The organism is Micromonospora sp. NPDC049240, assembly GCF_040647835.1.
Taxonomy (GTDB): domain Bacteria; phylum Actinomycetota; class Actinomycetes; order Mycobacteriales; family Micromonosporaceae; genus Micromonospora.
Genome location: NZ_JBEZCX010000004.1, coordinates 306899 through 331947, shown reverse-complemented (window position 1 = coordinate 331947; position 25049 = coordinate 306899). Strand labels below are relative to the sequence as shown.

Below are 25049 nucleotides of genomic sequence, written 5' to 3'. Positions count from 1 at the left end.
CCATGCCGTACCCCGAGATCCGGCCCCGCCGGCTGCGCCGCAACGCGGCCGTGCGGCGGCTGGTCGCCGAGACCCGCGTCGCCCCGGCCGAGCTGGTCGTGCCGATGTTCGTCAAGGAGGGGCTGACCGAGCCACGGGCCGTCGCGTCGCTGCCGGGGGTGCTCCAGCACTCCCGGGACTCGCTGCGCAAGGCGGCGGTCGAGGCGGTCCAGGCCGGGGTCGGCGGGATCATGCTGTTCGGGGTGCCGGCGACGCGGGACGAGACCGGCTCCGGCGGCCTCGACCCGGACGGCATCCTCAACGTGGCCATCCGGGACGTGATCGCCGAGGTCGGTGACTCGACGGTGGTGATGGGCGACCTCTGCCTGGACGAGTTCACCTCGCACGGGCACTGCGGCCTGCTCACCCCGGACGGCGGCGTGGACAACGACGCCACGCTGGCCGCGTACGCCGAGATGGCGGTCGCCCAGGCCGACGCCGGGGTCCACGTGGTCGGGCCGTCCGGGATGATGGACGGGCAGGTCGGCGCGGTCCGCCGGGCCCTGGACGCCGCCGGGCACCAGGACGTCTCGGTGCTCGCGTACGCCGCGAAGTACGCCTCCGCCTTCTTCGGCCCGTTCCGGGACGCGGTGGAGTCGGCGCTGGACGGCGACCGGTGCACCTACCAGCAGGACCCGGCGAACCTGCGGGAGTCGCTGCGCGAGGTCGAACTGGACGTCGCCGAGGGCGCCGACATGGTGATGGTCAAGCCGGCGTTGCCCTACCTCGACGTGGTGTCGGCGGTCCGCGCCGCGGTGGACGTCCCGGTCGCCGCCTACCAGGTCTCCGGGGAGTACGCCATGGTCGAGGCCGCCGCCGCCAACGGCTGGATCGACCGGGAGCGGACGATGCTGGAGACGCTCACCTCGATCCGCCGGGCCGGCGCGCAGATCATCCTCACCTACTGGGCGGTCGAGGCGGCCCAGCTGCTCCGCGAGCGCTACTGACCGTACGGTCGCTTCCTGCGGGCGGCGCGCAGCGCCTCGCCCCACCAGCCCACCTCGTCGAGCGTCGCGGCGGCGGCCCGTGCCAGCGGGCCGTCGTCGACGAGTCGGCCCTGCTGGTCGAGGCGGTCCCACGGTGCGGTGAGCACCACGCCGGTGCGGGTGGTGGTGGCGTGCAGTTCGGCGAAGACCAGCCGGAGCTGCTCGACCGCGCGGATCCCGCCCGAGCCGGCGCCGTAGGAGACGAACCCGACCGGCTTGGCCACCCACTCCCGGTGATGCCAGTCGATGGCGTTCTTCAGGGCCGCCGGGAAGCTGTGGTTGTACTCCGGCGTGACCACGACGAAGGCGTCGGCGGCATCGAGGCGACCGGCGATCGGGCTGGCCGGGTTGCCGCCGGGCGGCGTGTCAGCCAGCGGGAGCGGCACCTCGGCGAGATCGATCAGGTCGGTCCGGAAGCCGCCGCGACGGTCGGCGTGGTCGACGAACCAGTCGGCGATCAACCGACCCATCCGGGGCCGGCGGACGCTGGCGACGAGCACGGCAAGGGTGAGTGGCAGTTCTTGCGTCGTCATGCGGGGGACGCTAAGACTTGAACAAATGTTGAAGTCAAGCCGTTCCGGGGGAGTGCCGTGGGCATGCTGACGGTGGGCGAGGTGGCGCGGGAGTCCGGGGCCAGTGGTTCCGCGATCCGTTTCTACGAGCGGCAGGGCCTGATCGCGGCCAGCCGGACCAGCGGCAACCAGCGCCGGTTCGGTCCCGATGCCGCGTGCCGGGTGCGGGTGGCCCGGGTGGCGCAGCGGATCGGCCTCAGCGTCGGTGAGATCCGGGACCTGCTCGCGGCGCTGCCGCCCGAGCCGGACCTCGCCGACTGGCAGCGGCTGCACGACGGGCTCACCGCCGAGGCCGAGCGGCGCATCGCCGAGCTGCACGCCGCGCTCGACGACATCCGCTCCGGCCGCCGGCTCTGCGACCTGTGAGCTGCTGCATTCCCTCCCGCCCCCGCCCCTGCCCCGCTCCCGCCCTGCGCGGCCCTACCCCGCGCCTCGCACCCGATCCAGCTCGGGTGCCAGGCCGCCTGCGTGCTGGCCATGCCGGATGCGGTGTCCACTCCGCTCGCTGTTCCCAGGGGATGATCGAGAGCTCCTCGATCACGCAGCGTAGATATACCGCCGTCGTATGCCATTCCTTCGCGTCGCCTTTGCTCTGCAGCCAATGAGGCACCGGACACTTTCTGTGACTGCTGCCTCTATGGTTGCAGAGCAAAGGCGATGGCAGCTCTATCCTCGACCGGCGGCAGTGGTGGAATTTCGTCCGCTTTGGGTGCTTAACTGCTCCGGGAGTTTGATGGCTCAAGCATTCGCCGTAACTCACCGTTATTTTTACTCCCCGTGTTTGTCCGGTGCGTAACTCATCGAGGCTGCGAAGCGGCTGTCAACGCCGGTTGGCGGGTTTTCCACAGCGGGAAGGGCGGGGGTTGCCGGGATCCCGAGGAGGCGCGAACGTGGCGGGGTGACAGAAACCGGCGACGGCCCACCCGAGATGGCCACCACGCCCGGCGCGGAGGAAGCAGCCATGGTGCCCGCCGAAGGCCACGCGCCGGAGCCCGGCCACGCGTCCGAGGAAGGCCCGCCGGCGCTACTCACCGAGCCGTTCGACGTCCCGTTCCCGGCGGCGGGAATCGTTCGCGCGGTTCGCCGTCGCGCCGACGCCAGCCAGCGTGAGCTGGCCCGGTTCGCCCGGGTACACCCGACCACCGTCGGGCGGATCGAGGCCGGCACGCTCGTGCCCAGCGTCGCCATGTTGTCGCGCGTCCTCGGCGTCGCCGGCTTCCGGCTGGTCGTCGTCGACGAGGCCGGCACGGTGCTCAAGCCGATGCGGGACCGGGCCGACCTGCGCGACGGTGCGGAGCGGCGTTACCCGTCCCACCTCGACGTGGTCACCGACCCGGAGCCGGGGGAGTGGTGGGCCGACCGGTACGGGCTGGCCCGGCCCCCGGAGACGTTCTACCGGGACCGCGCCGTCCGGGACGCGTTGCGACGCCGCAGTCAGTGGGAGGTGCGGGTGGCCAAGTACCGGAACGTGCCGCCCCCGCCCGACCCGCAGCGGCGCGGACACCGCGGCGGCCCGCCGCCCGGCTGGAGAGCCGGATGACGGGCCGCCGCGCGGAAACTCCGCTCAGTCGTCGTTCAGGATGGTCCCGACGCCGGACGGGTCGGTGAGCCGGAGCCCCGGCACGCCGGCCACGTACAGCGTGAGCTGCTCATTCGCCTCGCGCTTGCGGTCGCCGCGCACGGTGACCGGGAAGGCGAGCGAGGTGCGGCCGGCGGCCAGCACCCGGCAGCCGACGTACGGGTCGTAGTCCGCACCGGCCTGGGCCGTGGTGCCGTAGGTGGCCGCGCAGAGCAGCGCCGGCTCGGCGAGCGGACGGGACACGGTGACGGTGAACGTCATCGTGGTGGTGCCCTTGTCGCCCTCGGTCACCGACGTGTCGGCCACCCGCAGCGCGGCGCGGGAGCGGAACCGGGCCACCGTCGGGTCGTGGTCGCTGGCGCCCCGGTCGCCCAGGTCCGCGGCCTCGGTGGGGTAGTCGGCGTTGATGTGCGCCGTCCGCACCTGCACCAGGTCGTCGTGCATCGGGTCGTTGACGAACATGTTGTCGAGCGTCTGCGCCTGCCCGCTGAACGTGTACGAGTACGCCGCCGCCGGGGCGTCCGCGACCAGATCGTCCCAGAGGTTGTGCAGGCCGGCCTGGTAGAGCGGGGCGAGCTGGTCCGACGGGGTCGGGTTCTGCCCGGTCGCGATCGGGTCGTCCGGGCGCGGGAAGACGTTCAGGTCGCCGCCGTAGACCACCCGGGCGTCCGGGTCGGTCGCCTCGACGGCCCGCACCAGCGCGGCCCCGTACGCGGCCTGCTCGCGGCGCTGCCCGACCCGGCTGTCCGGCCCGGACGAGAAGTGGTTGGCGACCGCCCAGAGCGTGAAGCGCTCGCCCGAGCCGGGCGCGGCCCGCACGGTGAACCGGGCGAGCTGCGCCGCGCGAGTGTAGACATTGCTGCCGTCCACCCCGGTCGACCGGTCCACGTCGTCCGGCAGCACCGCGTTGAACGCCTTCGGGTTCTGCACGTCCGCGTTGGACGGCAGCGCCGCCGAGCGGTACTGCACGGTCGGCGCGGAACCCAGCAGCGGGTCGGTGGCGGTCGCCTGGGCCAGCGTCAGCCGATCCGTGCGGTAGAGGAATGCCGAGGCGATGCCCCGGGCGTCCGCACCGGTCCGGTCGTACGCGGCGGCGTAGGCCGGGCCGCCCGCTGCCGCCACGGCCAGCGCCAACTCCTGCACCGTGTCCGGCGCGCCGTCGGCGTTGTTGGTGTCGCCGCAGGCCAGGCTGCCGTCGACCACCGAGCAGATGTCCTGGTCCTCGGCCTCCTGCACCAGGATCAGGTCCGGGCTGTGCAGCGAGTCGACGATCTGCCGGGCCTGCGTGGCGAGCTTGGCGGCGTACGCCTCGGGGCTGGCCGGCACGTAGTCGAACGGCGGGCTGACCCCGGGGCATCCGCTGTTGCCGGCGAAGTCGCAGCCGTCGAACGGGTCGTCCCGGTAGTCGTACAGGTTCTCCACGTTGTAGGTGGCGACCGCGACCTCGCCGTTGCGGTCCGCCGGCCGCGGCGGGTTGTTCTCCGCCGGGTCCGCGCCACCGGTCAGCGTGAGCTGCTCGGGCTGCACGCTGTACTTGCTGAACGCGTACGAGACGGAGCCGAAGGCGTCCTCGGTCAGCGTGTCGAACGTGCGCGCCTCGGGCAGCAGCGCGCCGGAGTCACCGGCGGTCGCCTTCACGCCGCCGGCGCCCAGCAGGACGCGCTGGTTGTTGCCGTTGTCGAAGAGCGTGCCCGGGATGTCGTCAAGCGGGTGCGCGTCCCGGAACACCCGACGGGCGTACGGGTCGGACCGCTTCATGATCGGGTCCTCGCGGTCCAGCACGTAGATCTCGGAGTCCGCGGTGGAGGAGTAGATGTGCCGGGGCGCGGAGACGCCGCTGCCGGCGCGGACCCGCACCCGCTCGCCCTCGTGCCGCTCCCAGAACAGGTCGGCGGCGTCCGCCTCGGCCGGCGGGACCGCGTCGACCACCCGGACCGCGGTGTCCACGTCGAGCCCGGAGTCGAGCTTGCGGACCAGCGAGGCGCCGGAGAGCTGGGTCTGGTTGAAGTATTCGGAGACCCGGCCGCGCAGCACCACCTCGTCACCGACCGTCGGGGCGTAGCCGCCGATCAGCGTGGTGAACGAGCCCATGAAGACGAAGATGCCGTCCGAGGTGAGCGGGTCGCCGTCCTCGCTGCCGAGCCGGCTCTGGAGGTAGAACCCCCACTGGTCGGCCCCGGCCGAGGTGCGGGTCAGCGACTTGCCGGTGATCACGCCGCGCACGTCGTACAGCGTGGTGCTGGTGCCGTTGCCGGTGGCCGGCGCGAACGGCGACCGGTCGGTGCGACCGCTCTCGTCGTCGGCGGTGCGGCCCTGCACCTCACCCACCGACAGCACGCTCGTCGCCTGCACGGCGAGCGTGCAGGTGGCGGTGCCGCCCTCGGCGTCCGTCGAGGTCACGGTGACCGTGTAGGCGCCGGCCGGCAGGCCGGTCGCGGTCAGCGTGGCGGTGGCGGTGCCGCCGGTCGCGGTCGCCGGCGTGAACGCGGTACGGCTGATCGAGCCGCTCGCCGGCGACGGCACGACCGAGGTGACCGCCAGGTCGGTGATCGTGTCGTCCACGTCGGTCGCGGTCACCTCGCGGGTGGCGGTGGCGCCCGCCTCCAGGGTCAGCGCGCCGCCGCAGGTCAGCGTCGCCGGCCGGTCGACCGGGCCGCCGCCGTCGACGGTGTGGCTGCCCAGCCCGTCGAACGTGTCGGTGGCATAGCCGGCCCACTGGGCGGCCGGGTCGAACGGGTCGGCGGGGTCGGTGTCGCCGGCGCTCACCGAGGGCAGCCGGCGCAGCGTGTTGTCGGCGGTGCTGGTGAGCCCACTGCCCCACTCGGTGCCCGGGTCCACGCCCACCTGGCCGATGGAGTCGACCACCGTCTCGCCCTTACGCAGCACGATCGCGTCGTCGCCGTTGAACAGCGCGCCGCCGTACGTCTGGTCGGCCTGGGCGAGGATCGCCGGCGCGGCCGCCGCGGCGGCGAGGACGAACACGTCCCCGGCGGCGACGGTGCCGGTCAGCGCCACGTTGGTCGAGGTGCTGGCGCCGTTGAAGAAGAGCTGGAGCTGGTAGCCGCCGGCGGCCAGGTCGACCGGCGCGCCGGTGCCGTTGAACAGCTCGACGGCCTTGTTGTTGGACGACCCCTCGACGTATTCGGAGATGAACAGGTCGGTGGGCGCGGCGCTGGCCGCGGGGGGTGCGATCCCGATGGCCGTGACGGACACGGCCGCGGTGGTCGCGAGCGCGGCTAAGGTGCGGCGCGGGCGCATGGAGCCTCCACGATGGGTGGGCGGGAACTAACGCACGTTAAGGGTCGCGGCGGGCCGGCGTCCATCCCCCGGGCAGCCGTTTGGTGAACAGGCGTCAGCGGTGGGGGTCCAGCCGGTGCACCAGCTCGGCGACGTCCACGCCGTACTCGCACCAGTCGCGGTCGGGCTGGTAGCCCAGCTCCGCGTTGACCTTCAGCATCGACTCGTTGGCCTGCGCGTTCCAGGTCTGCACCTCGGTCAGCTCGGGCTCGGCCGAACGCAGCTCCAGCAGCATCCGCGCCTTGATGGCCCGGTCGATGCCGTAGCCGCGGTGATCCCGGACCACGATGGTGTCGTACTGGTCGGCCCGGGTCGGGTGCTGCGCCGGCACCACCACCTCGGTCAGCCCGGCCACCTCGCCGGTCTGCTCGTGCAGCGCCAGCACGATGTACGGCTTCATGCCCCGCCGGTGCAGCGTGGCGAGGCTGTCGCGGAGCCGCTCCGGATCGTAGGAGCTGGGGCGCAGCTCGCCGTCGTCGGCGTCGCGCACCTCGGCCTTGGCCCGCGCGTACGGCTCGATCAGCTCGTCCGGCGGCCCGCCGGGGCAGAACTCGACGTGGTAGCCCGCGCCCACCTCGGCGGCCATCTCGGTCAGCGCTGGCCAGTCCACCGCGCCCAGGTCGAGCACGCTGCGGGTCTCGACGTACTCCCGGGTGAAACCGAGCGCCTCGTAGAACGCGACGGCCGGGGTGCCGCCGACCACCTCCACGCCGATCGACTGGAAGCCCTCGTCCCAGACCCGGCGGGCGGCCACCCGCACCAGCTCACGGCCGATCCCGGTGCGGCGCAGCGTCGGATGCACCAGCACCTCCAGCACGCCGATGCCGCCGAGCAGCAGCACGTGCACGTGCCCGACGATCGCACCGGGCGTGCCGTCCGGCGCCGGGTCGTCCTGGGCGACCCAGGAGATCCGCCGCTCGCCGGGCATCACCTCGGAGAGGTACTCCCGCAGGGAGTTCGCCTGCCAGGGCGGATCCTGGGGCAGATCCGCCGCCAGGACCGCGTTCAGCGTGTCCAGCAGCGACGCGATCTCGGCGGACGACGCGGTCCGAGGGTCCCACTCGCGCACCATCACCCGTACAGCTTGCCGTCAACCGCAGCTAGACGGAAGGGTTCAGTCCGCGAATGTACGCGCGCCGTCACGTCACGTACCGCTGCGCCGCCCGTACTCGTCGGCCTTGGTGAAGACGTCCTGGGCGTACCGGCGGACGTCGTTGTAGGAGAGGATGGCGCCCCACCAGTCGCCGGGAATCGTCATGTTCCGGCCGCCCTTGCACAGGTATTCGCCGGCGGCGAGCGCCGCGTCGTCGATGTCGTGCGGGTTCCTCACCCCGTCGTTGTCGGCGTCCGCGCCGATCTCCTGCCAGGTGCTGGGAATGAACTGCATCGGGCCGAGCGCCCGGTCGAACTCCTTGTCGCCGTCGAGCAGGCCCTGGTCGGTGTCGAGGATCCGGGAACGGCCGCCCTGCCCGTCGAGCCGCGCGCCGAGGATCTCCGGCACGGCCACCCCGTTCGCGCCCAGCTTGGCCTGGTTGGCCGAGCCGTGCCCGGACTCCACGAAGCCGATCGCGGCGAGCGTGGTCCAGCTCAGTTGGCAACTGCGGTGGGTCTGCGCCAGCACCAGCTCGGCGTAGCCGTACGCCTGGAGCGCCACGGTCGGGATGTCGGTGGCGCGGCCGACCCGCTGCGCCCAACCGGCCAGCGCGTCGGCCGGGCGACCGCCGGGCAGGACCGGGTTGACGGTAGGCCCGCCCGGCAGCGGCGTGCCGGTCGGCCCGACGGTGCCGGGCAGGCCGGTCGGGGGGCCGGAGGGCGGCGGCGCCCCGGTCAGCCCCGGCACGGCGCCGGTCTGCGGCACGCCGTAGACCGGGGGAGCGCTGGTGGCCTCGACCGCGACCGGCTCCGGCTTGCGGACGGCCGCCGGCACGAGCACCGCGCCGGCCGCGACCGCGGCCCCGACCAGGGCGAGCAGGAACAGCGCGGGCAACGTGGTGCGCCCGCTGGGCCGGCGTGACCAGTCCCGGGTGGCGCGGACCGCGCCCGCGGCGAGCTGCCCCGGCCGGACCGGGCCGGCGTGCGCGAACGGCATCCGCCGTCGCCGGCCGCCGGCCGCCGGCACTCCGGGCTCCGCTGTGGACGCGGGCCCGGTTGCCGGCGTGACAACCGGATCCGACGTCGCCTCGGTCGTGGAGGTCGTCCCAGACGAGGGTGTCACCTCGGGCGAGGGCGTCGCCCCGGACGAGGGTGTCACCTCGGGCGAGGGCGTCGCCCCGGACGCGGACGTCGCCTCCGGCGTGGGCGTCACTTCGGGCGCGGGCGTCGCATCGGGCGCGGGCGTCGCCTCCGCCGCCCTGGCGGGCTTCGCGGCGGAATCCGCGGGCGGAGCCGGCTTCGCAGGTGGGCCGGGCTCGCCGCGCCGTGGGCCGGGAACCGGCCCGGCGCCGCCGTCGGGCGGCGCGGCGGGTCGCAGGGGCCGGGCCGTCGCTCGCCGTTCGCCGTCCACCACCCGTTGAGTATCACCCATCCGTGCGACGACGTCAGGCCCGGCCGTACGCTGTACGCATGCCCCGGTACGAATTCCGTTGCCGCGCCTGCGGCGACACCTTCGAGGTCAACCGCCCGATGGCCGAGGCCGCCCGGCCCGCCACCTGCCCGCAGGGCCACGCCGACACGGTGAAGCTGCTCTCCACCGTGGCGTTCACCGGCCGGGGTGGCTCCGGCCCGGCCGGCGGGGCACCCGCGCCGGCCGGCGGGGGCTGCTGCGGCGGCGCCTGCGGCTGCTGATCCCCGTCGGGCGTTCTTCGCCGGTGGGAACTTTTGGTCGGAATCCGCCTACCCGTTCTCACGATGCGTGACGGCGCGGTCATAGGGCAGCATGAACCCGACGTCAGCGGGGGGAGGTTCGACGCATGTCGCCACCGATCCACCTCCCCAGCGGGTGGGTGACCTTCGTGTTCACCGACATCGAAGGCTCGACCCGGATGGCACGGATGCTCGGCCCGGTCTACCGTCCGGTGCTGCGGGAGCATCGCCGGCTGCTGCGCGACACGCTGGCCGGCACGGACGGGTCGGAGCTGCTGACCGAGGGCGACTCGTTCTTCCTCGCCTTCCCGGACGCGGCCGCCGCCGTGCGCGCCTGCCTGACCGCGCAACGTGCGCTCGCCAGCCACGACTGGCCCAACGCCGACGCCGTCCCCCGGGTCCGGATGGGCCTGCACACCGGCTACGCCGAACCCCGCGACGGTGAGTACGCCAGTCCGGAGGTGCACCGGGCGGCGCGGGTGGCCGCCGCCGCGCACGGCGGTCAGGTGCTCTGCTCGGCGGCCACCGCCCGACACGCGGATCCGCTGCCGGACGGCGCGTCGCTGCTGGATCTCGGCCTGCACCGGCTGCGCGGGTTCGATGACCGGGAACGGCTGTTCCAGCTCGTCGCGCCCGGTCTGGAGCGGCGGTTCCCGCGTCCGCGTACGGCCGACGCGGCGGCGCACAACCTGCCCACCCAGGTCACCTCGTTCGTCGGCCGGCACTTCGAGCGGGCCGAGCTGGGGCGGCTGGTCGAGGCGTACCGGCTGGTGACCGTGCTCGGCGCGGGCGGCGCGGGCAAGACCCGGCTGGCCGTGGAGCTGGCCTCCGGGATCGTCGAGGACTACCCGGACGGCGTCTGGTTCGTCGACATCGCCGCGGTGACCGACCCGGGGCTGGTCGCGTTCGAGATCGCCGCCGTGCTCGGCCTCCGCCCGGAGCCGGGCCGGCCGATGGTCGACACCCTGGTCGAGTACGCCGCCCCCCGCCGGATGCTTGTGGTGCTGGACACCTGCGACGCCCAGCCGGCCGCGTCGGCCGAGGTGATCTCCCGGCTGCTGGCCGGTGGCCGGGGGGTGCGGGTGCTGGCGACCAGCCGGGAGTCGTTCGGCGTACCCGGTGAGGTGGTGTGGCGGATCCCGCCGCTGTCGGTCGACGAGGTGCCCGACGGCGGCGCGAGCGACGCGGTCGCCCTGCTGCTGGACCGGACCGCGGCGGCCCGGGGCGGCCGGCCGGCGGCGGAGACCGAGCAGGCCGACCTGCGCCGGGTGGTACGCCGGCTGGACGGGTTGCCGCTCGCCATCGAGCTGGCCGCGGCGCGGCTGCGGGTGCTCTCGGCCGGGCAGTTGGCCGAGCGGCTCGACGACATGCTGGGCACGTTGGACGCCGGCCGCGAGTCGGCGGAGCCGCCCCCGGTCGAGGCCGGTTGGAGCGGCAACCAGCAGGACACCGTGGACCTGGTGGCCGCCGCGACCGGGGCGGCCCCGCCGACGCCGGCGACCCGGGCGGTGCAGCGGTCGGCCAGCGAGCGGCACCTGACCATCCAGGCCACGGTGACCTGGTCGTACCGGACGCTGGGCGCGCGCTCGTCCCGGCTGCTGCGCTGGATGGCGGTCTTCGCCGGCCCGGTGGACCTGCCGACGGTGCAGTGGCTGCTGGACGAGGATCCGCTGGACCCGCTGTCGGTGCTTGTCGACAAGTCGATGGTGCTGGCCGAGCCGCACGCCTCGGGCAGCACCTACCGGATGCTGGACCCGATCCGGGCGTACGCGGCCCGCCGGCTGATCGAGACCGGTGAGGAGCAGAGCGCCCGGGACCGGCACGTCGCCTGGTGCCGGCACGCGCTGGACCGGGCGCACCTGGGGCCGGACGGCCGGCCGGTGACGCTCTCCCTGTACGCGCTGGACCCGCTGGCCGGGGAGCTGCGGGCCGCGTTGCGCTGGTGCGCCACCGGTGGCAGCGCCCGGTCGGGGCTGCACCTGGCCGGCGGGCTGGACCAGTGGTGGCGGGAGCGTGGCCTGGCCCGGGAGGGGCGACTGTGGCTGTTCCGGCTCTACGGCCGGATCGCCGAGACGGGCGAGGACATCCCGGAGGCCGAGCTGGCCGCCGCGTACCACATGCACTCGCTGCACGCCGGCGCGGACGGGGAGTTCGCCGAGGAGCTGCGCTACTCGCAGCGGGCCGAGGCGGCCGCCCGGCAGGCCGGTGACCTGGGCCTGCTGGCGCGGGTGCTGGCCGGCCGCGCCGCGCCGCTCGTGGACATGGGCCAGTTCGCCGAGGCGGAGCGGATCTGCCGCGAGGTGATCGACTGGGCGTACGCGCAGGACGTGGTCGGCGACGCGCTGCTCGCCGTCTACAACCTCGCCGAGCTGCTCTGGCGCCGGGGCGCGTTGGACGACGCGGCCGAGGTGCTCGGCGCGGCGCGCCCGGTGGAGGCGACCCGCCCGGTGGAGCGGGGCCGCCGTTCGGTGGACATGCTGCTCGGCATGGTGGCGCTGGCCCGGGGTGATCTGGTCGCGGCGCACGAGCACCTGCTGGTGGCGTTGCGGTCCCGGATGAGTCACGGTTACCTGGGTCGGGCCTGCGACACGGTGAACGCGATCGCGGTGCGCTGCGCGCTGGCCGGGGACGCGGTGGCCGCGGCCCGGCTCTTCGGCGCGGCCCAGGCCACCCGGGCGAGCCTGCGCGCCACCCCGGGCATCTACGAGCCGTACTGGTTGGCCCGGCAGGCGGAGCTGCGCCGGACTCTGGGCGACGAGGCGTTCGACGCGGCGTACGGCGCGGGGGCGGGCCTGCGGTTGGACGAGGCGGCGGCGCTGGCGCTGCACATCGAGCATCCGGACCTGTCGGCCGACTCGCTCTGGTTCGGCCCGCCCACCCCCCGCCCGGCGGCCGAACCCCGCAGCACCACAGGCTGACCCCCACCCCCTCCTGCGCGCTGATTCCCGGAAAGAGTGGCTGTTCGGGCCCGAACAGCCACTCTTTCCAGGAAAGCGGGGGACGGGGCGGCTGGGGTGGGTCAGTTGCGGGTGGCGGCTCGGCGTTCCGCGTCGGCCTTCATCCTCGCGGCCCGGTCGAGGTCGGCCTGCTGCACGGCGGCGACCGAGCCGAACACGCTGACCGCCTGGTAGTAGGTCCAGGCCAGGCTGTAGCAGGCGGGCCGGACCACCGAGTTGTAGGTGGCGCAGACCCGCTTCAGGTCCTCGTAGAACGCGCTGTCCAGGCGGGACTTGTTGGCGGAGAAGATGCCCATGGCCTTGTGGTTGCGGTAGCCGAAGTCGTGCCGGTAGCAGGAGAGGTTGAACGTGAAGCCGAGCGGGTTGTCCGGGCTGGACGAGCAGTAGTCGGTGGACCAGTCGAAGCCGTACTCGGTCCAGGGTGCCCGGTTGAGCCGGGCGCTGTTCCAGGCGTTGTAGCTGGAGGCGCTGGTCTGGGTCCAGGTGGACAGCACCGACAGCTTCTGCTGGGTGCTGACCGCGGCGACGGCCGGTGAGGCCAGGCCGAGCGTGGTGAGCAGGGCGATCACGCCGGTGGCGAGCGTGGTGGCGAGGCGACGGGACACGGGGGACCTCCGCGGGATGGGCGTCGGGACGGGCGCTCCGGGATCAGCCGGAATTCGAGAAGTGTCGATCAATGCGGTGACGGCGGGGGATGGCTCGGAAGGCTGCTTGCTGACATCCGCTTAAACAGACGAATGCCCCCGGGTCGCCGTGGCGTCCGGGGGCATTCGCGGCGGGTCAGCGGACGAAGCGCGGCGGGCTGGCCGGGCCCTCGTTCGCCAGGCGGTCCAGCGCGGTCACGTGGTAGGTGTAGCGCTTGCCGGCGACCGCCGTGGCGTCCACCCAGGACTGGACGTCACCGTCGGTGGCCCGGACGGTGCCGACCAGGTGGGACGCGTCGGCGAAGTCGCAGCGCCCGGCCAGGCCGAGGCCGTCGAACCGGTAGATCGCGTACGAGGTGGCGGTGCCGAGCGGGCCCTTGCCGTCGGCGGGCTGCCGCCAGCTCAGCCGTACCCCGTCCGCCTCCCGCTGGGCCCGGGTGACCACCGGGAACAGCAGCGGCTTGTGCGGCAGGTGCGTCATGGTGGGCACCAGCGCGGGGCGCGAGTAGTGCTCGGCCGCGTAGATGTCGGTGGCGCCGAGCCGGTTGGCCCGGACCTGCACCGCGGAGAAGTGCACGTTGCCGAGCACCTCCGGGTACGACCGGTTGAGCGTGAGGTGGTCGGACAGTTCGCGCGGGTTCATCCAGAACGACCCGTACGCCGGCTCGCCGCTCTTGTAGTCGGCCTGGCCGATGTAGAGCTGGACCTTGGTGCCGCGCACCTGCTCGGCCCACCACGGCACCAGCCGGGCGTAGTCGGCGGCCGGGTACTGGCCGATGTACCAGTAGAGCTGCGGCACGACGTAGTCGATCCACTCCTCCTTGATCCACTTACGGGTGTCGGCGGAGATGATGTCGTACGACTGCGAGCCGGTGGTGTCCGAGCCGTTCGGGTCGGCCGAGGCGTTGCGCCAGATCCCGAACGGGCTGGCCCCGAACTTCACCCACGGCTTGGCCGCCTTGATCTTGGCGTTCATCTCCTGCATCAGCAGGTTGATGTTGTCCCGTCGCCAGTCGGCCTTGTCCGTGAAGCCCCTGTTGTACTGCGCGAACGTGGCGTCGTCGGGCACCTGGTAGGTGCCGCTCGGGTACGGGTAGAAGTAGTCGTCGAAGTGCACGCCGTCGACGTCGTACCGGTTGACCGCGTCCATCATCGCGGTCTGGACGAACTCGCGGACCGCCGGGATGCCGGGGTTGTAGTAGAGCCGGCTGCCGGCGACGCCGGCCGGCGGGTAGGCGAACACCCAGTCCGGGTGCGCCCGGGCCGGGCTGTCCGGGGCGAGCTGCGACAGGTCGGCTCCGGCGCCACCGGGGGCCGGCATGGAGACGCGGTACGGGTTGAACCAGGCGTGGAACTCCAGGTTCCGCTTGTGCGACTCGGCGACCAGGAAGGCCAGCGGGTCCCAGCCCGGGTTCTTGCCGCGTACCCCGGTCAGGTATTCCGACCACGGCTCGTACGGCGACGGCCAGAACGCGTCGGCGGTCGGACGGACCTGGACCACGACGGCGTTGTGGTTGAGCTTCTGGGCCAGGTCGAGCCAACCCAGGTATTCGGCCTTCTGCTTGGCGACCTGGTCCGGCGCGGTCCAGGAGTCCTTGCTGGGCCAGTCGATGTTCGTCACCGAGGCGATCCACATGGCCCGGAACTGCCGCTTGGGGGTGGCCGGGTTCGTGACGCAGTCGGTGGAGTCAGTGGTCGTCTCGGCCGGCGCGGCCTGCGCCGGGGTGCCGGCGACCAGCGCGCCGAGCAGCGCCACGGCCAGCGCGGCGGCTCTGAGCGAAGTTGCCTTCATGCGGTGCGGTCCCTTCGTCGGGTCCGGGGGGACGGGTGGCGCCGCCGCGGTCGGCAAGATTCGCCGTGCGACGTGCGTCACGAGTAGGAAACTTTCATCAATCCCGATCCGGCGCAAGACCCTGGACCGGATCGATGCCGGCCCCGCCGGAACGCACCCGGACGCGCCGGCCCACGCTGCCGCATCGTGACCATTCCGACACCTCACGTACGGGATTGGGGACCGGAACCGCTGGGTAGCTTGGCCGGTCACGGACCGCCGACCACGGTGGTCGCACCGTTGGGGAGGTGATCCATGTCAGTCCTGCGGACCAAGCCGATCCAGGACGTCATCGCCCAGGGCGACGCCGACGGCGAAGACGGCAAACCGGGGCTGCGCCGCCGGCTCGGGCCCGTCGACCTGATGGGCTTCGGCATCGGGATCGTGATCGGCACCGGGATCTTCACGCTGACCGGCGTGGAGGCGAAGAACAGCGCGGGCCCGGGCGTGGTGATCTCCTTCGGCATCGCCGGCCTGGTCGCGCTGCTCGCCGCGCTCTGCTACGCCGAGCTGGCCTCCAGCGTGCCGACCGCCGGCAGCGCCTACACCTACGCGTACGCGACCATGGGCGAGATCGTCGCCTGGATCATCGGCTGGGACCTGCTGCTGGAGTTCTCACTCGGCGCGGCGGTGGTGGCCCGGGGCTGGTCCGGCTATCTCACCGACCTGTTCGGCCTGCCCAGCGCCTGGTTCGCCGAGGAGGGCAGCATCGTCAACCTCGGCGCGATCGGCATCGTGCTGGTGCTCGGCGTGGTGGCCATCGTCGGCATCCGCGAGTCCGCCCGGGTCACCAACCTGCTGGTGCTGGTGAAGGTGGCGATCTGTGCCTTCGTCATCATCGCCGGCCTGTTCTTCGTGAAGGCGGCCAACCTCACCCCGTTCATCCCGTCCGCCGAGCCGGCCGGCGCCGGTGACGACGGCATCAAGCAGCCGGTGACGCAGCTCCTGTTCGGGCTGGAGCCGTCCGTGTTCGGCTTCGTCGGGGTGCTCACCGCCGCCGCGGTGGTGTTCTTCGCGTACACCGGATTCGAGGCCGTGGCGAACCTGGGTGAGGAGACCCGCAAGCCCAAGCGCGACCTGCCGCTCGGTCTGCTCGGCACGCTTGTCATCTCCACCGCGCTGTACATCGGTGTCTCGCTGGTCGTGGTCGGCATGGTGAAGTACACCGAGATCGACGAGGGCGCGCCGATCGCGTCCGCGTTCCGGGCGGTCGGCGCCGGCTGGGCCGCGGTGCTCGTCTCCATCGCCGCCGTCGCGGGCCTGACCAGCGTCATCCTGGTCGACCTGGTGGCCATGGGCCGGATCGGCTTCGCCATCGCCCGCGACGGGCTCATCCCGCCGTCGATCGCGAAGGTGCACCCGCGCTGGGGCACCCCGTACCGGATCGCCGCGATCATGACGGTGGCGGTGGCGCTGCTCGCCGGCTTCCTGCCGCTCTCCGCGCTGGCCGACCTGGTCAGCATCGGCGCGCTCTGCGCGTTCATGCTGGTCGCGCTCGCGGTGCCGATCCTGCGCAAGCGGCGCCCCGACCTGGAGCGGCCGTTCAAGGTGCCGTTCTCGCCGGTGCTGCCGATCGTCACGGCGGTGGCCTGCCTCTACCTCAGCCTCAACCTGTCGGTGGAGACCTGGGTGCGGTTCCTGATCTGGATGGCGCTCGGCGCGATCATCTACTTCGGCTACGGGCACCGCAAGAACCGGTTGGCCCGCCGCGAGCACGCGGAGGACACTCCCGAGCCCGCCCCCACCCCCTGACGCGTCGCAGTTGAAGGAAGGGCCCCCTCTTAACACTCGGTGTTGAGAGGGGGCCCCTTCTCTACCGGAGGCGTTAAGAGGGGGCCCCTCCTTACCGGGTCACCTCGCGGAGGGGGCCGTGGACGGACGGGTTGCCGTTGGTCCAGAGCAGCTCGTTGAGCCAGATCTGGCGGCCCGGGTCGGTGGTGCCCTCCTGGCCCGGCGGCCACGCGTGGTAGAGCAGCCAGGTGCGGCCGTCCTGCTCGACGATCGAGGCGTGCCCCGGCCCGGTGGCCACGTCGTTACTCTTCAGGATCGGGTTCTCCGGCGCCTTCACGCACGGGCCGGTCGGGCTCTCGCAGACCGCGTACCCCTCGGCGTAGACGTCCCTGTCGTAGGCGTTCGCGGCGAAGAACAGGAACAGCTTCCCGTCGTGCCGGTGGAAGAACGGCCCCTCGACCAGGGTGCCCTCCCACGGCTCGGTCTGCTTCAGCAGCTTCGTGGCCGGGCCGGTCAGCCGCAGCCCGTCCGGCGTCAGGCGCTGCGACCAGAGCCAGGTGTCCACGCCGATCGCGTTGCCGTCGTTCTTCCACAGCAGCCAGAGACTGCCGTCGGTGTCCCGGAACGGGCTGGCGTCGATCGAGCCGCCCAGCTCCGGCTGGCAGACCAGCGGCTTGTCGGAGTCGTCCAGGTACGGCCCGAGCGGCGTACCGGCCACCGCCCGACCCAGGCACTGCCGGCCGGAGGCGCGGTCGGCGACGGTGTAGTAGAGGACGAACCGGTCCGGGGCGAGCTGGATCGCCTCCGGCGCCCACGTCTTGCCGGCGTCCGCCCAGTCCGGCAGCTCCGGCAGCGCGTCACCGGCCGCGGTCCACTCGACCAGGTCGGGCGAGGTGAGCACCGGGACGTTCCGCCCACCAGCGTTGGTGTGGAAGAGGTACCAGGTGTCGCCGACCCGGATCGCCTGCGGGTCGGGAGCGTCGGTCCGGACGACCGGGTTGGTGAACACGCGTGCGCCCTCCGGCGTACTCGATGGGGTGGAGCCGCCGTCACAACCGGCGACGAGCAGCGCGGCGAGCAGCGGCGCGGTGGCCAGGGCCGCCGCGCCGCGCCGCCTGGTGAGTCGGCCGGTCATCCCTTCAGGCCGCTGCGGGAGACGCCCTGGATGACGTGACGCTGGGCGAACACGAACAGGATCAGCACCGGTACGCTCGCCAGCATCGCACCCGCCATGATCACCGGATAGTCGGTCACGTACGCGCCCTGGAGCAGGCCCAGGCCCGCCGGCAGGGTCAGCCGCTCGGGGCTGAACAACACGTACACCGGCCAGAGGAAGTCGTTCCAGTTGGTCAGGAACGACAACACCGCCAGCGTGGCCAGGGCCGGTTTCGACAGCGGCAGCAGCACCTGCCGGAAGATCTGCCACTGGTTCGCCCCGTCCAGCACCGCCGCCTCCTCCAGCTCGGCCGGGATGGAGAGGAAGAACTGACGCAGGAAGAACACCCCGAACGCGCTCGCCGCGCCGGGCACGACCACCACGGTCAGCGTGTCGATCCAGCTCAGCTTCTCGGCGATGATGAAGTTCGGGATGATCAGCGAGGTGGGCGGCAGGAACAGCGTGCCCACGATCAGCGCGAACAGCACCTTACGGCCCCGGAACCGCATCCGGGCCAGGGCGAACGCGGCCATCGACGCGGTGACCAGCACCAGCAGCGTGTGCAGGGTGGCCGCCAGCATGCTGTTGAGGAACCAGCGCAGCACCGGGTTGGCGGTGTTGTTCAGGATCTGGTCGTAGCCGTAGGTGGAGAACGGGTTCGGCAGCCAACTCGGCGGGACCTGCTGGGCGGCGTCGTACGTCTTCACCGACGTCAACAGCATCCACACCAGAGGGGTCACGAAGATCGCGGTGATCAGGAGCAGTACGGCGTAGCGCACCACCTGACGCACATTCGACATGGTCGTCCCCTCAGTCTTCCCGGTAGCGGAACAGCCGGAAGTTGACGACGCTCACCACGGCCAGCATCAGCGCGAAGAACACGCTCATCGCGGCGGCCCGACCGGCGTCGTAGTCGCGCAGGCCCTCGTCCACGATCCGCCAGACCACCGTCCGGGTCTGCTCGCCCGGCGCGCCCTGGGTGATCAGGAACGCCTGCCCGAAGACGTTCGCCGAGGCGAGGATCGTGGTGGTGAGGACGAAGAGCATGACCGGGCGCAGGCCGGGGATCGTCACGTGGCGGAACCGGTCCCACCCGCCGGCGCCGTCGACCTTCGCCGCCTCGTACAGCTCCGGCGCGATGTCCTGGAGCCCGGCCAGGTAGATCACCGCGTTGAAGCCGCAGGTCCACCACACCGTCACGCCGACCAGGGAGACCCAGGCCCACGGCACGTCGGTGACCCACGGCGTGTCCGAGGGGAGCCCGACCGCGCCGAGCACCCGGTTGACCAGCCCCAGGTTGGCGTCCAGCAGGAAGCGCCAGAGCAGGCCGATCACCGCCACGCCCAGCACGTACGGGGCGAAGAACGCGGCCCGGAAGAACGTGCGGCCGGGGAACGAGCGGTTGAGCAGCAGCGCCAGCCCCAGCGGGATCACCACCAGCAGCGGCACCGAGAACAGCGTGAAGATGCCGGTCGCCCGGACGCTGGACCACCAGTCCCCGTAGATGGCCGAGTCACTGGAGAACAGGTCCTGGTAGTTGTCGAGCCCGATGAACGGCCGGTTGGGCAACTGGAGGTCCCACTGGTGCAGACTGATCCAGACGCCGAACAGGATCGGCGCCAGCCCGAAGACACCGAACAGGACCAGGTACGGCGCGAGGAAGAGGTACGGCGTCGTCCGGTTGCCGCGTTCCGTCGCGCGCCGGCGCCGGGTACGCCCCGCCGGGGGCGACGCGCCGTTCCGCGCCGCCCCGACCTCGATCACGTCCGCCACGACGGATCAGTTCCCGTACTTCTTGCGGTTGTCCTCGAGCTGCTTGTTGGCCTTGGCCACGCCGTCGTCGAGCGCCTGCTTCGGCGACTTCTTGTTCAGCGCGGCCTCGTTGAAGGCGTTGTAGAACGTCAGGATGACCTCGCCGAGGCCCGGGGCGGCCGGCGGGAACGCCGCGTACTCCAGCTCCGGGGCGAGCGCGTTGACCTCGGTGAGCGCCTTGAACTCGGCGCTCTCCCGGACCCCCTTACGGGCCGGCACCTGGCCGCCCTTGGCCCAGTCCAGCGAGTGCTGGCTGAGCCAGTTGATGAAGACCTTGGCGCCGGAGACCTTGTTCTCGTTCGCCGAGCGCTGCTTGACGATGGTGAAGTTGTGCGAGTTCGCCCAGGCGGCCTGCTGGCTGCCGATCTGGGGCAGCGGCGCCACGCCCCACTGCACGTTCGGGCTCTTCTTCAGGTCGTTGATCTGCCAGATGCCGTTCCAGTTGAACGCGTTCTTGCCGCTCTTGAACGCCAGGTAGTCGGCGTCCTGGCCGACGTTGGCCGGCGAGTGGCCCTGCTTGATCAGGTCGACCAGCCAGGTGCACGCCTCGACCGCCGGGTCGGAGTTGAAGGTCGCCTTGGCCACCTCGTCGTCGAAGAGCTTCCCGCCCCACTGGTGCAGCAGGCTGTAGAACGTCATGCCGCCGGTGAACTGGAACGGGCTGACCCAGAAGCCCTGCACGCCCGACTTCTTCAGCTCGGTCAGCGCGGCGGTGTACTCGTCCCGGGTGGTCGGCGGCTTCTCCGGGTCCAGGCCGGCCTTCTGCATGACCGCCTTGTTGTAGTAGAAGCCGAGCGGATGCATGTCCAGCGGGATGCCGTACCGCTTCTCGTTGTAGAGCCCGCCCTTCCACACCGTGGGGGCGAAGTCGCCCTCGCTGAGTTCCAGCGTCTTGGCCACGTCGTCCAACTCGCTGATCGTGCCGCGAGCCGCGAACGTGGCGAGCTGGTCCATGTGCATGACCGCGATGTCCGGCCCGCTGCCGCTGGAGACCGCGCCGGGCAGCTTGCTGTAGTAGTCCGCCCACTCGTAGGTGACCACGCTGACCGCGATGTTCTGGTGCTCGGTGTTGAACTGCTGGACCAGCGTCTTGAAGATCTCGCCGTCGCCGCCGGTGAAGCCGTTCCACAGTTTCAGGTCGACCTTGGGGCCGGTGTAGTCCTTGCCGCCGTTGCCGGCCGAGCCGGCCCGGTCGGGACTGCTGCTGCCGCCACCGCATCCGGCCAGTGTCAGCGAGGCCGCCGCGCCGAGGCCGACGCCGAGGCCGAGCAGGCGCCGCCGGCTCAACTCGTTCTGGATCATGGGAACTCCTTGGGGGACGGATGTGGAGTACGGCCCGGTCACTGCTGAGGCGTGAAGCGCAGCAGGTTCCAGGAGGTGGCGGGGAGCGCCACGGTGCAGCGGCCGCCGTCGAGGGTGGGGGTGGTGAGCTCCCGGGGCGTGACCCGCTCGGGGTCCGCCTCGGTGTTCGTGGCGGCCGGGTCGTCCCCGGCCGCGAGCGTGGTGTGCGCCTCCCCGCGCAGCCCCGGCAGGCCGCGCAGGTCCAGGTCGAGCGGGAGGTCGTGCGGGCCCCGGTTGACCGCGAAGACGGCCAGCTCGCCGGTCTCCTCGTCGTGCACGGCGACGGTGTCCAGCACCGGCACGTCGCCGTACCGCTTGGTCTCGTACGTCGGGCCGACCGGCTCGGTGCGCAGCACGGTGCCGCGCGCGTACCGGGCGGTCAGCGCGAACGGGTGGAAGATGCTCTGCCGCCAGGCCGGGCCGCCGGTCCGGGTGCGGATCGGGGCGATCACGTTGGCGAGCTGGGCCTGGCAGGCCACCCCGACCCGGTCGGCGTGCCGGAGCAGCGTGATCAGCAGGTCGCCGACCACCACCGCGTCGTCCGCGGTGTAGTCGTCCTCGATCAGCGCGGGCGCCTCCACCCAGCCGCGCCGGTCCAGGTCGGCCTGGAGGCGCGACTGGTACCAGACGTTCCACTCGTCGAAGGAGATCTTCAGCTTGCGCTTCTGCCGCAGCTTGGCGCCGACGTGGTCGGCGGTGGCGGTCACCTCGGTGATGAACGCGTCCATGTCGACGGCGGAGGCGAGGATGCTGGCCCGGTCCCCGTCGGAGGGGTCGTAGTAGGTGTGGGCGGAGATGTAGTCGACGTGCTCGTAGGTGTGCTCCAGCACGGTCGCCTCCCACCCGGCGAACGTGGGCATGCTCCGGTTGGAGCTGCCGCAGGCGACCAGGCTGATCGAGGGGTCGATCATCTTCATCGCGCGGGCGGTCTCGGCGGCCAGCCGGCCGTACTCGTCGGCGGTCTTGTGGCCGACCTGCCACGGGCCGTCCATCTCGTTGCCGAGGCACCACAGCCGCACCCCGTACGGCTGCTCGGCGCCGTGCTCGCGGCGCAGGTCGGAGAGCTGGGTGCCGCCCGGGTGGTTGGCGTACTCCAACAGGTCGCACGCCTCGGGCATGCCGCGCGTGCCGAGGTTGACCGCCATCATCGGCTCGACGTCGGCCTCGGCGGCCCAGGTCATGAACTCGTTCAGCCCGAACGCGTTGGTCTCGATCGTCTTCCAGGCCAGGTCGAGCCGGCGCGGCCGGTCACCGGCCGGGCCGACGCCGTCCTCCCAGCGGTAGCCGGAGACGAAGTTGCCGCCGGGATAGCGGACCACCGAGACGCCCATCTCCCGGGTCAGGTCCAGCACGTCGCGACGGAAGCCGCGCGGGTCGGCGTCCGGGTGGCCCGGTTCGTAGACCCCGCCGTAGACGCACCGCCCCATGTGTTCGACGAAGGAGCCGAAGATTCGGCGGTCGGCCGGACCGACCCGGATCGCCGGGTCGACAGTGAGCTGCGCGTTCGGCACGGATGCCACCTTTCCGTCGGAGCTGTTCCCCCGGTGACCGTGGTCACCGTGCCCCTGGTTTCTACAACGTTGTAACCTGCAATGTAAAGAGGTCGTTACGACGTCGTGACGAGGTAGAGTGCGGCCGGAGTGCTCAGCGGGGAGGGACGTTCAGTGCGGCACAGGCTCAAGGACGTGGCGGAGCGGGCCGGCGTGTCGGTGAAGACCGTCTCGAACGTCGTCAACGGCTACCAGCATGTGCGCGCCGACACCCGGGCCCGGGTCGAGGAGGCCATCGCCGAGCTGCACTACCGGCCCAACCTGTCGGCCCGCAACCTGCGCAAGGGGCGCACCGGCGTGATCGCGTTGGCCGTCCCGGAGCTCGACATCCCGTACTTCGCCGAGCTGGCCCGGCACGTGGTCGCCGCCGCCGCCGAGCACGGCTGGACGGTGCTGATCGACCAGACCGGCGGCGGCCCGGAGCAGGAGCGCAAGGCCGCCAGCGGGATCGGCGACCACATGATCGACGGGCTGATCCTCAGCCCGCTCGCGCTCACCGCCGACGACCTCGCCAGCCTTGACGGCCTGCCCATGGTGCTGCTCGGCGAGCGTGTCGACCACGGCCCCGCCGACCACGTCATGATCGACAATGTGGCCGCCGCCCGGGAGATCACCGCCCACCTGGTCGGGCTCGGCCGCCGCCGGATCGCCGCCATCGGCTCCCAGCGCACTCCCGAGGGCGCCAGCGCCCGGCTACGCCTGGCCGGCTACGCCACCGCGCTGGCCGAGGCCGGCATCGAGTACGACGACAGCCTGGTGGCGCCCGCGCCGGCCTGGCACCGCGCGGACGGCGCCGCCGCCATGCGTCACCTGCTCACCGCCGAGGTACGCCCCGACGCCGTCTTCTGCTTCAACGACACGCTCGCGCTCGGCGCGCTGCGCGCGTTGCACGAGGCCGGCCTGCGCGTGCCGGAGGACGTCGCGGTCGCCGGCTTCGACGACATCGAGGACGGCCGGTTCTCGATCCCCACGCTGAGCACGGTCGCCCCGGACAAGGAGCGCATCGCCCGCCTGGCGGTCGAACTGCTCGCCGGCCGTCTCACCACCGACCGCGACGCCCCGCCCCGCGAACTGGTCGCCCCGCACCGCCTGGCCCTCCGCGAATCCGCCCCCTGACCGTCCCTCCCCCCTCCCCTCCCTCCCCGGCGATCTTGCAGTTCGTGCCCCGGCATTCGGGACATCTGCCCCACTTCAAGGGCCCCAAGTGCAAGATCAGCGAGGTGGGGTGGGTGGGGTGGGTGGGGGCGGTCAGTCGAAGAAGCGGGCCAGGTGGGAGGGGGGTGGGGCGGGGGCGTTCGGGGGGAGCGGGGTGAGGTCGGCGAAGACGGAGGCGCCGTCGCAGCCGACGTGCAGCGGGTACCAGCGCGGCGCGCCGGGCGGGCGCTGACCGCAGATGCCCTTGAACGTCTGCACGTCGAGCAGGCGGACGTGCGTCGGGTCGGCCACCGCGTTGACGTGCCGCCACCAGGGGCTCATCACGTGCAGCACGCCGCCGGGCCGGAGCACCCGGTGGCACTCGTCGAACAGCGGCAGGAAGTCGATCAGGTGCTCGACGATGTGCACCGCGAAGAACACGTCCACCGAGTCGTCGCGTAGCGGCAGCGAGCCGGACAGATTGGCGACCGCGTCCACCCCCGGCGCCGGATAGATGTCCAGCCCCAGGTTGCCCGGCCACTGCTTGGTCGCCCCGCAGCCCAGGTCGACGACCACCGGCGGGCGGCCGGCGACAGTGACCCGGCACCACACCCCGAGCACCCCGGACAACCGGCCGATCAGTTCGCGGACCAGTCGTAGCTGCGCCGGATCGTCGACCTCGCCGGTCAGATGCGCCACGCCCCGGTCGAACCGCACCTCGACCGTCGTCCCGCGCAACCGCTCGTCGTGCTCGGCCAGTTCGGCCCACGCCTCGGCGAGGAAGCCGTCGGCCTGCCGGAGCCGCTCACCCGAGAGCGCGGCCTGCCCCATCGCCACCATGCGCCACCTCCGGCGGCGCCTTACCCCCATTCCACCCAGATATACGCCCACCTGCGGCTGGACGCCCCGGCACCGCCCCCACCCCGTCCCGCCTCCCCCATCACCCCCCGCTCCCGTGATCAAGGAGTTTGCGTCTCCCGCGCCCGTCGCTCCAGACGCAATCTCCTTGGTCAACAGGCCCCGTCCCCACTCCTGCCCCAGCCTGGGACCCAGGTTTGTGTCCCTGCGGGGCTCCTCCTGGGACGCGAACTCCTTGGTCGACACCGGCGACCCGTTGCCTCCCCGGTCCTGCCGGGTGGACAGCAGCCAGCTGTCACTCGGGGTTCGGCACGGGCCGCTGGCCGGTGAAGTCGCCGGAGCAAGGTTCCTTGACCATGGAGTTGGCGGCGACAAGTCGGGCACACGCTGCCGTCAACTTCATGATTGAAGCCAGGGAGGGAGTGCGAGGGTCAGGTGGAGAGGGTGCGGCGGGTCGGGCGCATGCGTTGGCGGGGCTGGGGGGAGGCCGGCTTCGGGCGTTTGAGGTGGTAGCGGTGCAACTCGGCGTTGCCGGGCAGGGACGGGTCCTCGCTCATCGAGACCAGCTCCCAGCCCTGGTCACCGGCCCGGTTCAGGTGGGCCAGCGCGGTGTCGCCGTACGGCGTGACGTCGATCATGGAGCCGTCCGGGCCGTACCAGATGAACACGATCTCCCACCCGGCGTCGGTGGCGGCCGCCTGGCGGCGGCGGACCAGCAGCGCGTACTCCCACTTGAGCATGAGGTCATTGTGGCCCCGGG

Annotated in this window: 20 protein-coding genes; 7 read left to right on the top strand and 13 right to left on the bottom strand. The window is 72.3% G+C overall.

Going from position 1 to position 25049, the window contains the following annotated elements:
* Positions 1-2 precede the first annotated feature (2 nt).
* Positions 3-986, top strand: coding sequence for a porphobilinogen synthase (gene hemB / locus AB0B02_RS08710; protein ID WP_281938287.1), 984 nt, complete (start codon positions 3-5; stop codon positions 984-986).
* On the opposite strand, the gene AB0B02_RS08705 is transcribed toward hemB, so the two are convergent.
* Positions 980-1558, bottom strand: a complete 579-nt coding sequence (locus AB0B02_RS08705) for an NAD(P)H-dependent oxidoreductase (protein ID WP_281938286.1) — start codon at positions 1556-1558, stop codon at positions 980-982. The two genes, hemB and AB0B02_RS08705, sit on opposite strands and share 7 nt — an antisense overlap.
* 63 nt (positions 1559-1621) lie before the next feature.
* Here AB0B02_RS08705 and AB0B02_RS08700 point away from each other — a divergent pair, with 63 nt between their 5' ends.
* Together AB0B02_RS08700 and AB0B02_RS08695 are read left to right on the top strand one after the other, a co-directional pair.
* Entirely contained in the window at positions 1622-1963 is a 342-nt protein-coding gene (locus AB0B02_RS08700) for a MerR family transcriptional regulator (protein WP_281938617.1), read from the top strand.
* 532 nt (positions 1964-2495) lie between these two features.
* Complete coding sequence (locus AB0B02_RS08695) at positions 2496-3137, top strand: helix-turn-helix transcriptional regulator (RefSeq protein ID WP_281938284.1); 642 nt, start codon at positions 2496-2498, stop codon at positions 3135-3137.
* Between the two features lie 24 nt (positions 3138-3161).
* Here AB0B02_RS08695 and AB0B02_RS08690 read toward each other — a convergent pair whose 3' ends face one another.
* The 3 genes from AB0B02_RS08690 to AB0B02_RS08680 form a co-directional block, all read right to left on the bottom strand.
* Positions 3162-6434 carry a lamin tail domain-containing protein gene (locus tag AB0B02_RS08690; RefSeq protein WP_357298288.1) on the bottom strand — a complete coding sequence of 1091 codons (3273 nt, stop codon included), beginning with the start codon at positions 6432-6434 and terminating at the stop codon, positions 3162-3164.
* Between the two features lie 94 nt (positions 6435-6528).
* Positions 6529-7545, bottom strand: a complete 1017-nt coding sequence (locus AB0B02_RS08685) for a GNAT family N-acetyltransferase (protein ID WP_281938615.1) — start codon at positions 7543-7545, stop codon at positions 6529-6531.
* A 72-nt stretch (positions 7546-7617) separates the two neighbouring features.
* Positions 7618-8979 carry a lytic murein transglycosylase gene (locus tag AB0B02_RS08680; RefSeq protein WP_357298285.1) on the bottom strand — a complete coding sequence of 454 codons (1362 nt, stop codon included), beginning with the start codon at positions 8977-8979 and terminating at the stop codon, positions 7618-7620.
* A gap of 56 nt (positions 8980-9035) precedes the next feature.
* Here AB0B02_RS08680 and AB0B02_RS08675 point away from each other — a divergent pair, with 56 nt between their 5' ends.
* Both AB0B02_RS08675 and AB0B02_RS08670 read left to right on the top strand, forming a co-directional pair.
* The gene (locus AB0B02_RS08675; protein ID WP_281938278.1) at positions 9036-9257 is read left to right on the top strand and encodes a zinc ribbon domain-containing protein; all 222 of its coding nucleotides are present in this window, start codon (positions 9036-9038) and stop codon (positions 9255-9257) included.
* Between the two features lie 125 nt (positions 9258-9382).
* The gene (locus AB0B02_RS08670) at positions 9383-12193 is read left to right on the top strand and encodes an adenylate/guanylate cyclase domain-containing protein (RefSeq protein WP_281938276.1); all 2811 of its coding nucleotides are present in this window, start codon (positions 9383-9385) and stop codon (positions 12191-12193) included.
* A gap of 101 nt (positions 12194-12294) precedes the next feature.
* Here AB0B02_RS08670 and AB0B02_RS08665 read toward each other — a convergent pair whose 3' ends face one another.
* Together AB0B02_RS08665 and AB0B02_RS08660 are read right to left on the bottom strand one after the other, a co-directional pair.
* Positions 12295-12837: a phospholipase gene (locus tag AB0B02_RS08665; RefSeq protein WP_281938275.1), complete on the bottom strand. Its 543-nt coding sequence runs from the start codon at positions 12835-12837 to the stop codon at positions 12295-12297.
* A 175-nt stretch (positions 12838-13012) separates the two neighbouring features.
* Entirely contained in the window at positions 13013-14668 is a 1656-nt protein-coding gene (locus tag AB0B02_RS08660) for a family 10 glycosylhydrolase (RefSeq protein WP_357298279.1), read from the bottom strand.
* Between the two features lie 294 nt (positions 14669-14962).
* Here AB0B02_RS08660 and AB0B02_RS08655 point away from each other — a divergent pair, with 294 nt between their 5' ends.
* Positions 14963-16459, top strand: a complete 1497-nt coding sequence (locus AB0B02_RS08655) for an amino acid permease (RefSeq protein WP_281938271.1) — start codon at positions 14963-14965, stop codon at positions 16457-16459.
* A gap of 91 nt (positions 16460-16550) precedes the next feature.
* Here the strand turns inward: AB0B02_RS08655 and AB0B02_RS08650 are convergent, their stop codons facing one another.
* Genes AB0B02_RS08650 through AB0B02_RS08630 form a run of 5 tightly spaced genes read right to left on the bottom strand, consistent with a single transcriptional unit; the run spans position 16551 to position 22258 of the window.
* Entirely contained in the window at positions 16551-17573 is a 1023-nt protein-coding gene (locus AB0B02_RS08650; protein WP_357298276.1) for a glycoside hydrolase family 43 protein, read from the bottom strand.
* The gene (locus AB0B02_RS08645) at positions 17570-18394 is read right to left on the bottom strand and encodes a carbohydrate ABC transporter permease (RefSeq protein WP_357298273.1); all 825 of its coding nucleotides are present in this window, start codon (positions 18392-18394) and stop codon (positions 17570-17572) included. Before AB0B02_RS08645 ends, AB0B02_RS08650 begins: the two co-directional genes overlap by 4 nt.
* Positions 18395-18404: 10 nt before the next feature.
* Positions 18405-19367 (bottom strand): sugar ABC transporter permease, encoded by a 963-nt coding sequence (locus AB0B02_RS08640; RefSeq protein WP_281938264.1) that lies wholly within the window; start codon positions 19365-19367, stop codon positions 18405-18407.
* 6 nt (positions 19368-19373) lie between these two features.
* Complete coding sequence (locus tag AB0B02_RS08635) at positions 19374-20708, bottom strand: ABC transporter substrate-binding protein (protein WP_281938262.1); 1335 nt, start codon at positions 20706-20708, stop codon at positions 19374-19376.
* A gap of 38 nt (positions 20709-20746) precedes the next feature.
* Positions 20747-22258, bottom strand: coding sequence for an alpha-N-arabinofuranosidase (locus AB0B02_RS08630; RefSeq protein WP_357298269.1), 1512 nt, complete (start codon positions 22256-22258; stop codon positions 20747-20749).
* A 153-nt stretch (positions 22259-22411) separates the two neighbouring features.
* On the opposite strand from AB0B02_RS08630, the gene AB0B02_RS08625 reads away from it, so the two are divergent.
* Positions 22412-23413: a LacI family DNA-binding transcriptional regulator gene (locus AB0B02_RS08625; protein ID WP_281938258.1), complete on the top strand. Its 1002-nt coding sequence runs from the start codon at positions 22412-22414 to the stop codon at positions 23411-23413.
* 132 nt (positions 23414-23545) lie between these two features.
* Here the strand turns inward: AB0B02_RS08625 and AB0B02_RS08620 are convergent, their stop codons facing one another.
* Together AB0B02_RS08620 and AB0B02_RS08615 are read right to left on the bottom strand one after the other, a co-directional pair.
* Positions 23546-24271, bottom strand: a complete 726-nt coding sequence (locus AB0B02_RS08620) for a methyltransferase domain-containing protein (RefSeq protein ID WP_281938256.1) — start codon at positions 24269-24271, stop codon at positions 23546-23548.
* Between the two features lie 449 nt (positions 24272-24720).
* Entirely contained in the window at positions 24721-25029 is a 309-nt protein-coding gene (locus AB0B02_RS08615; protein WP_281938254.1) for a hypothetical protein, read from the bottom strand.
* Between the last annotated feature and the right edge of the window lie 20 nt (positions 25030-25049).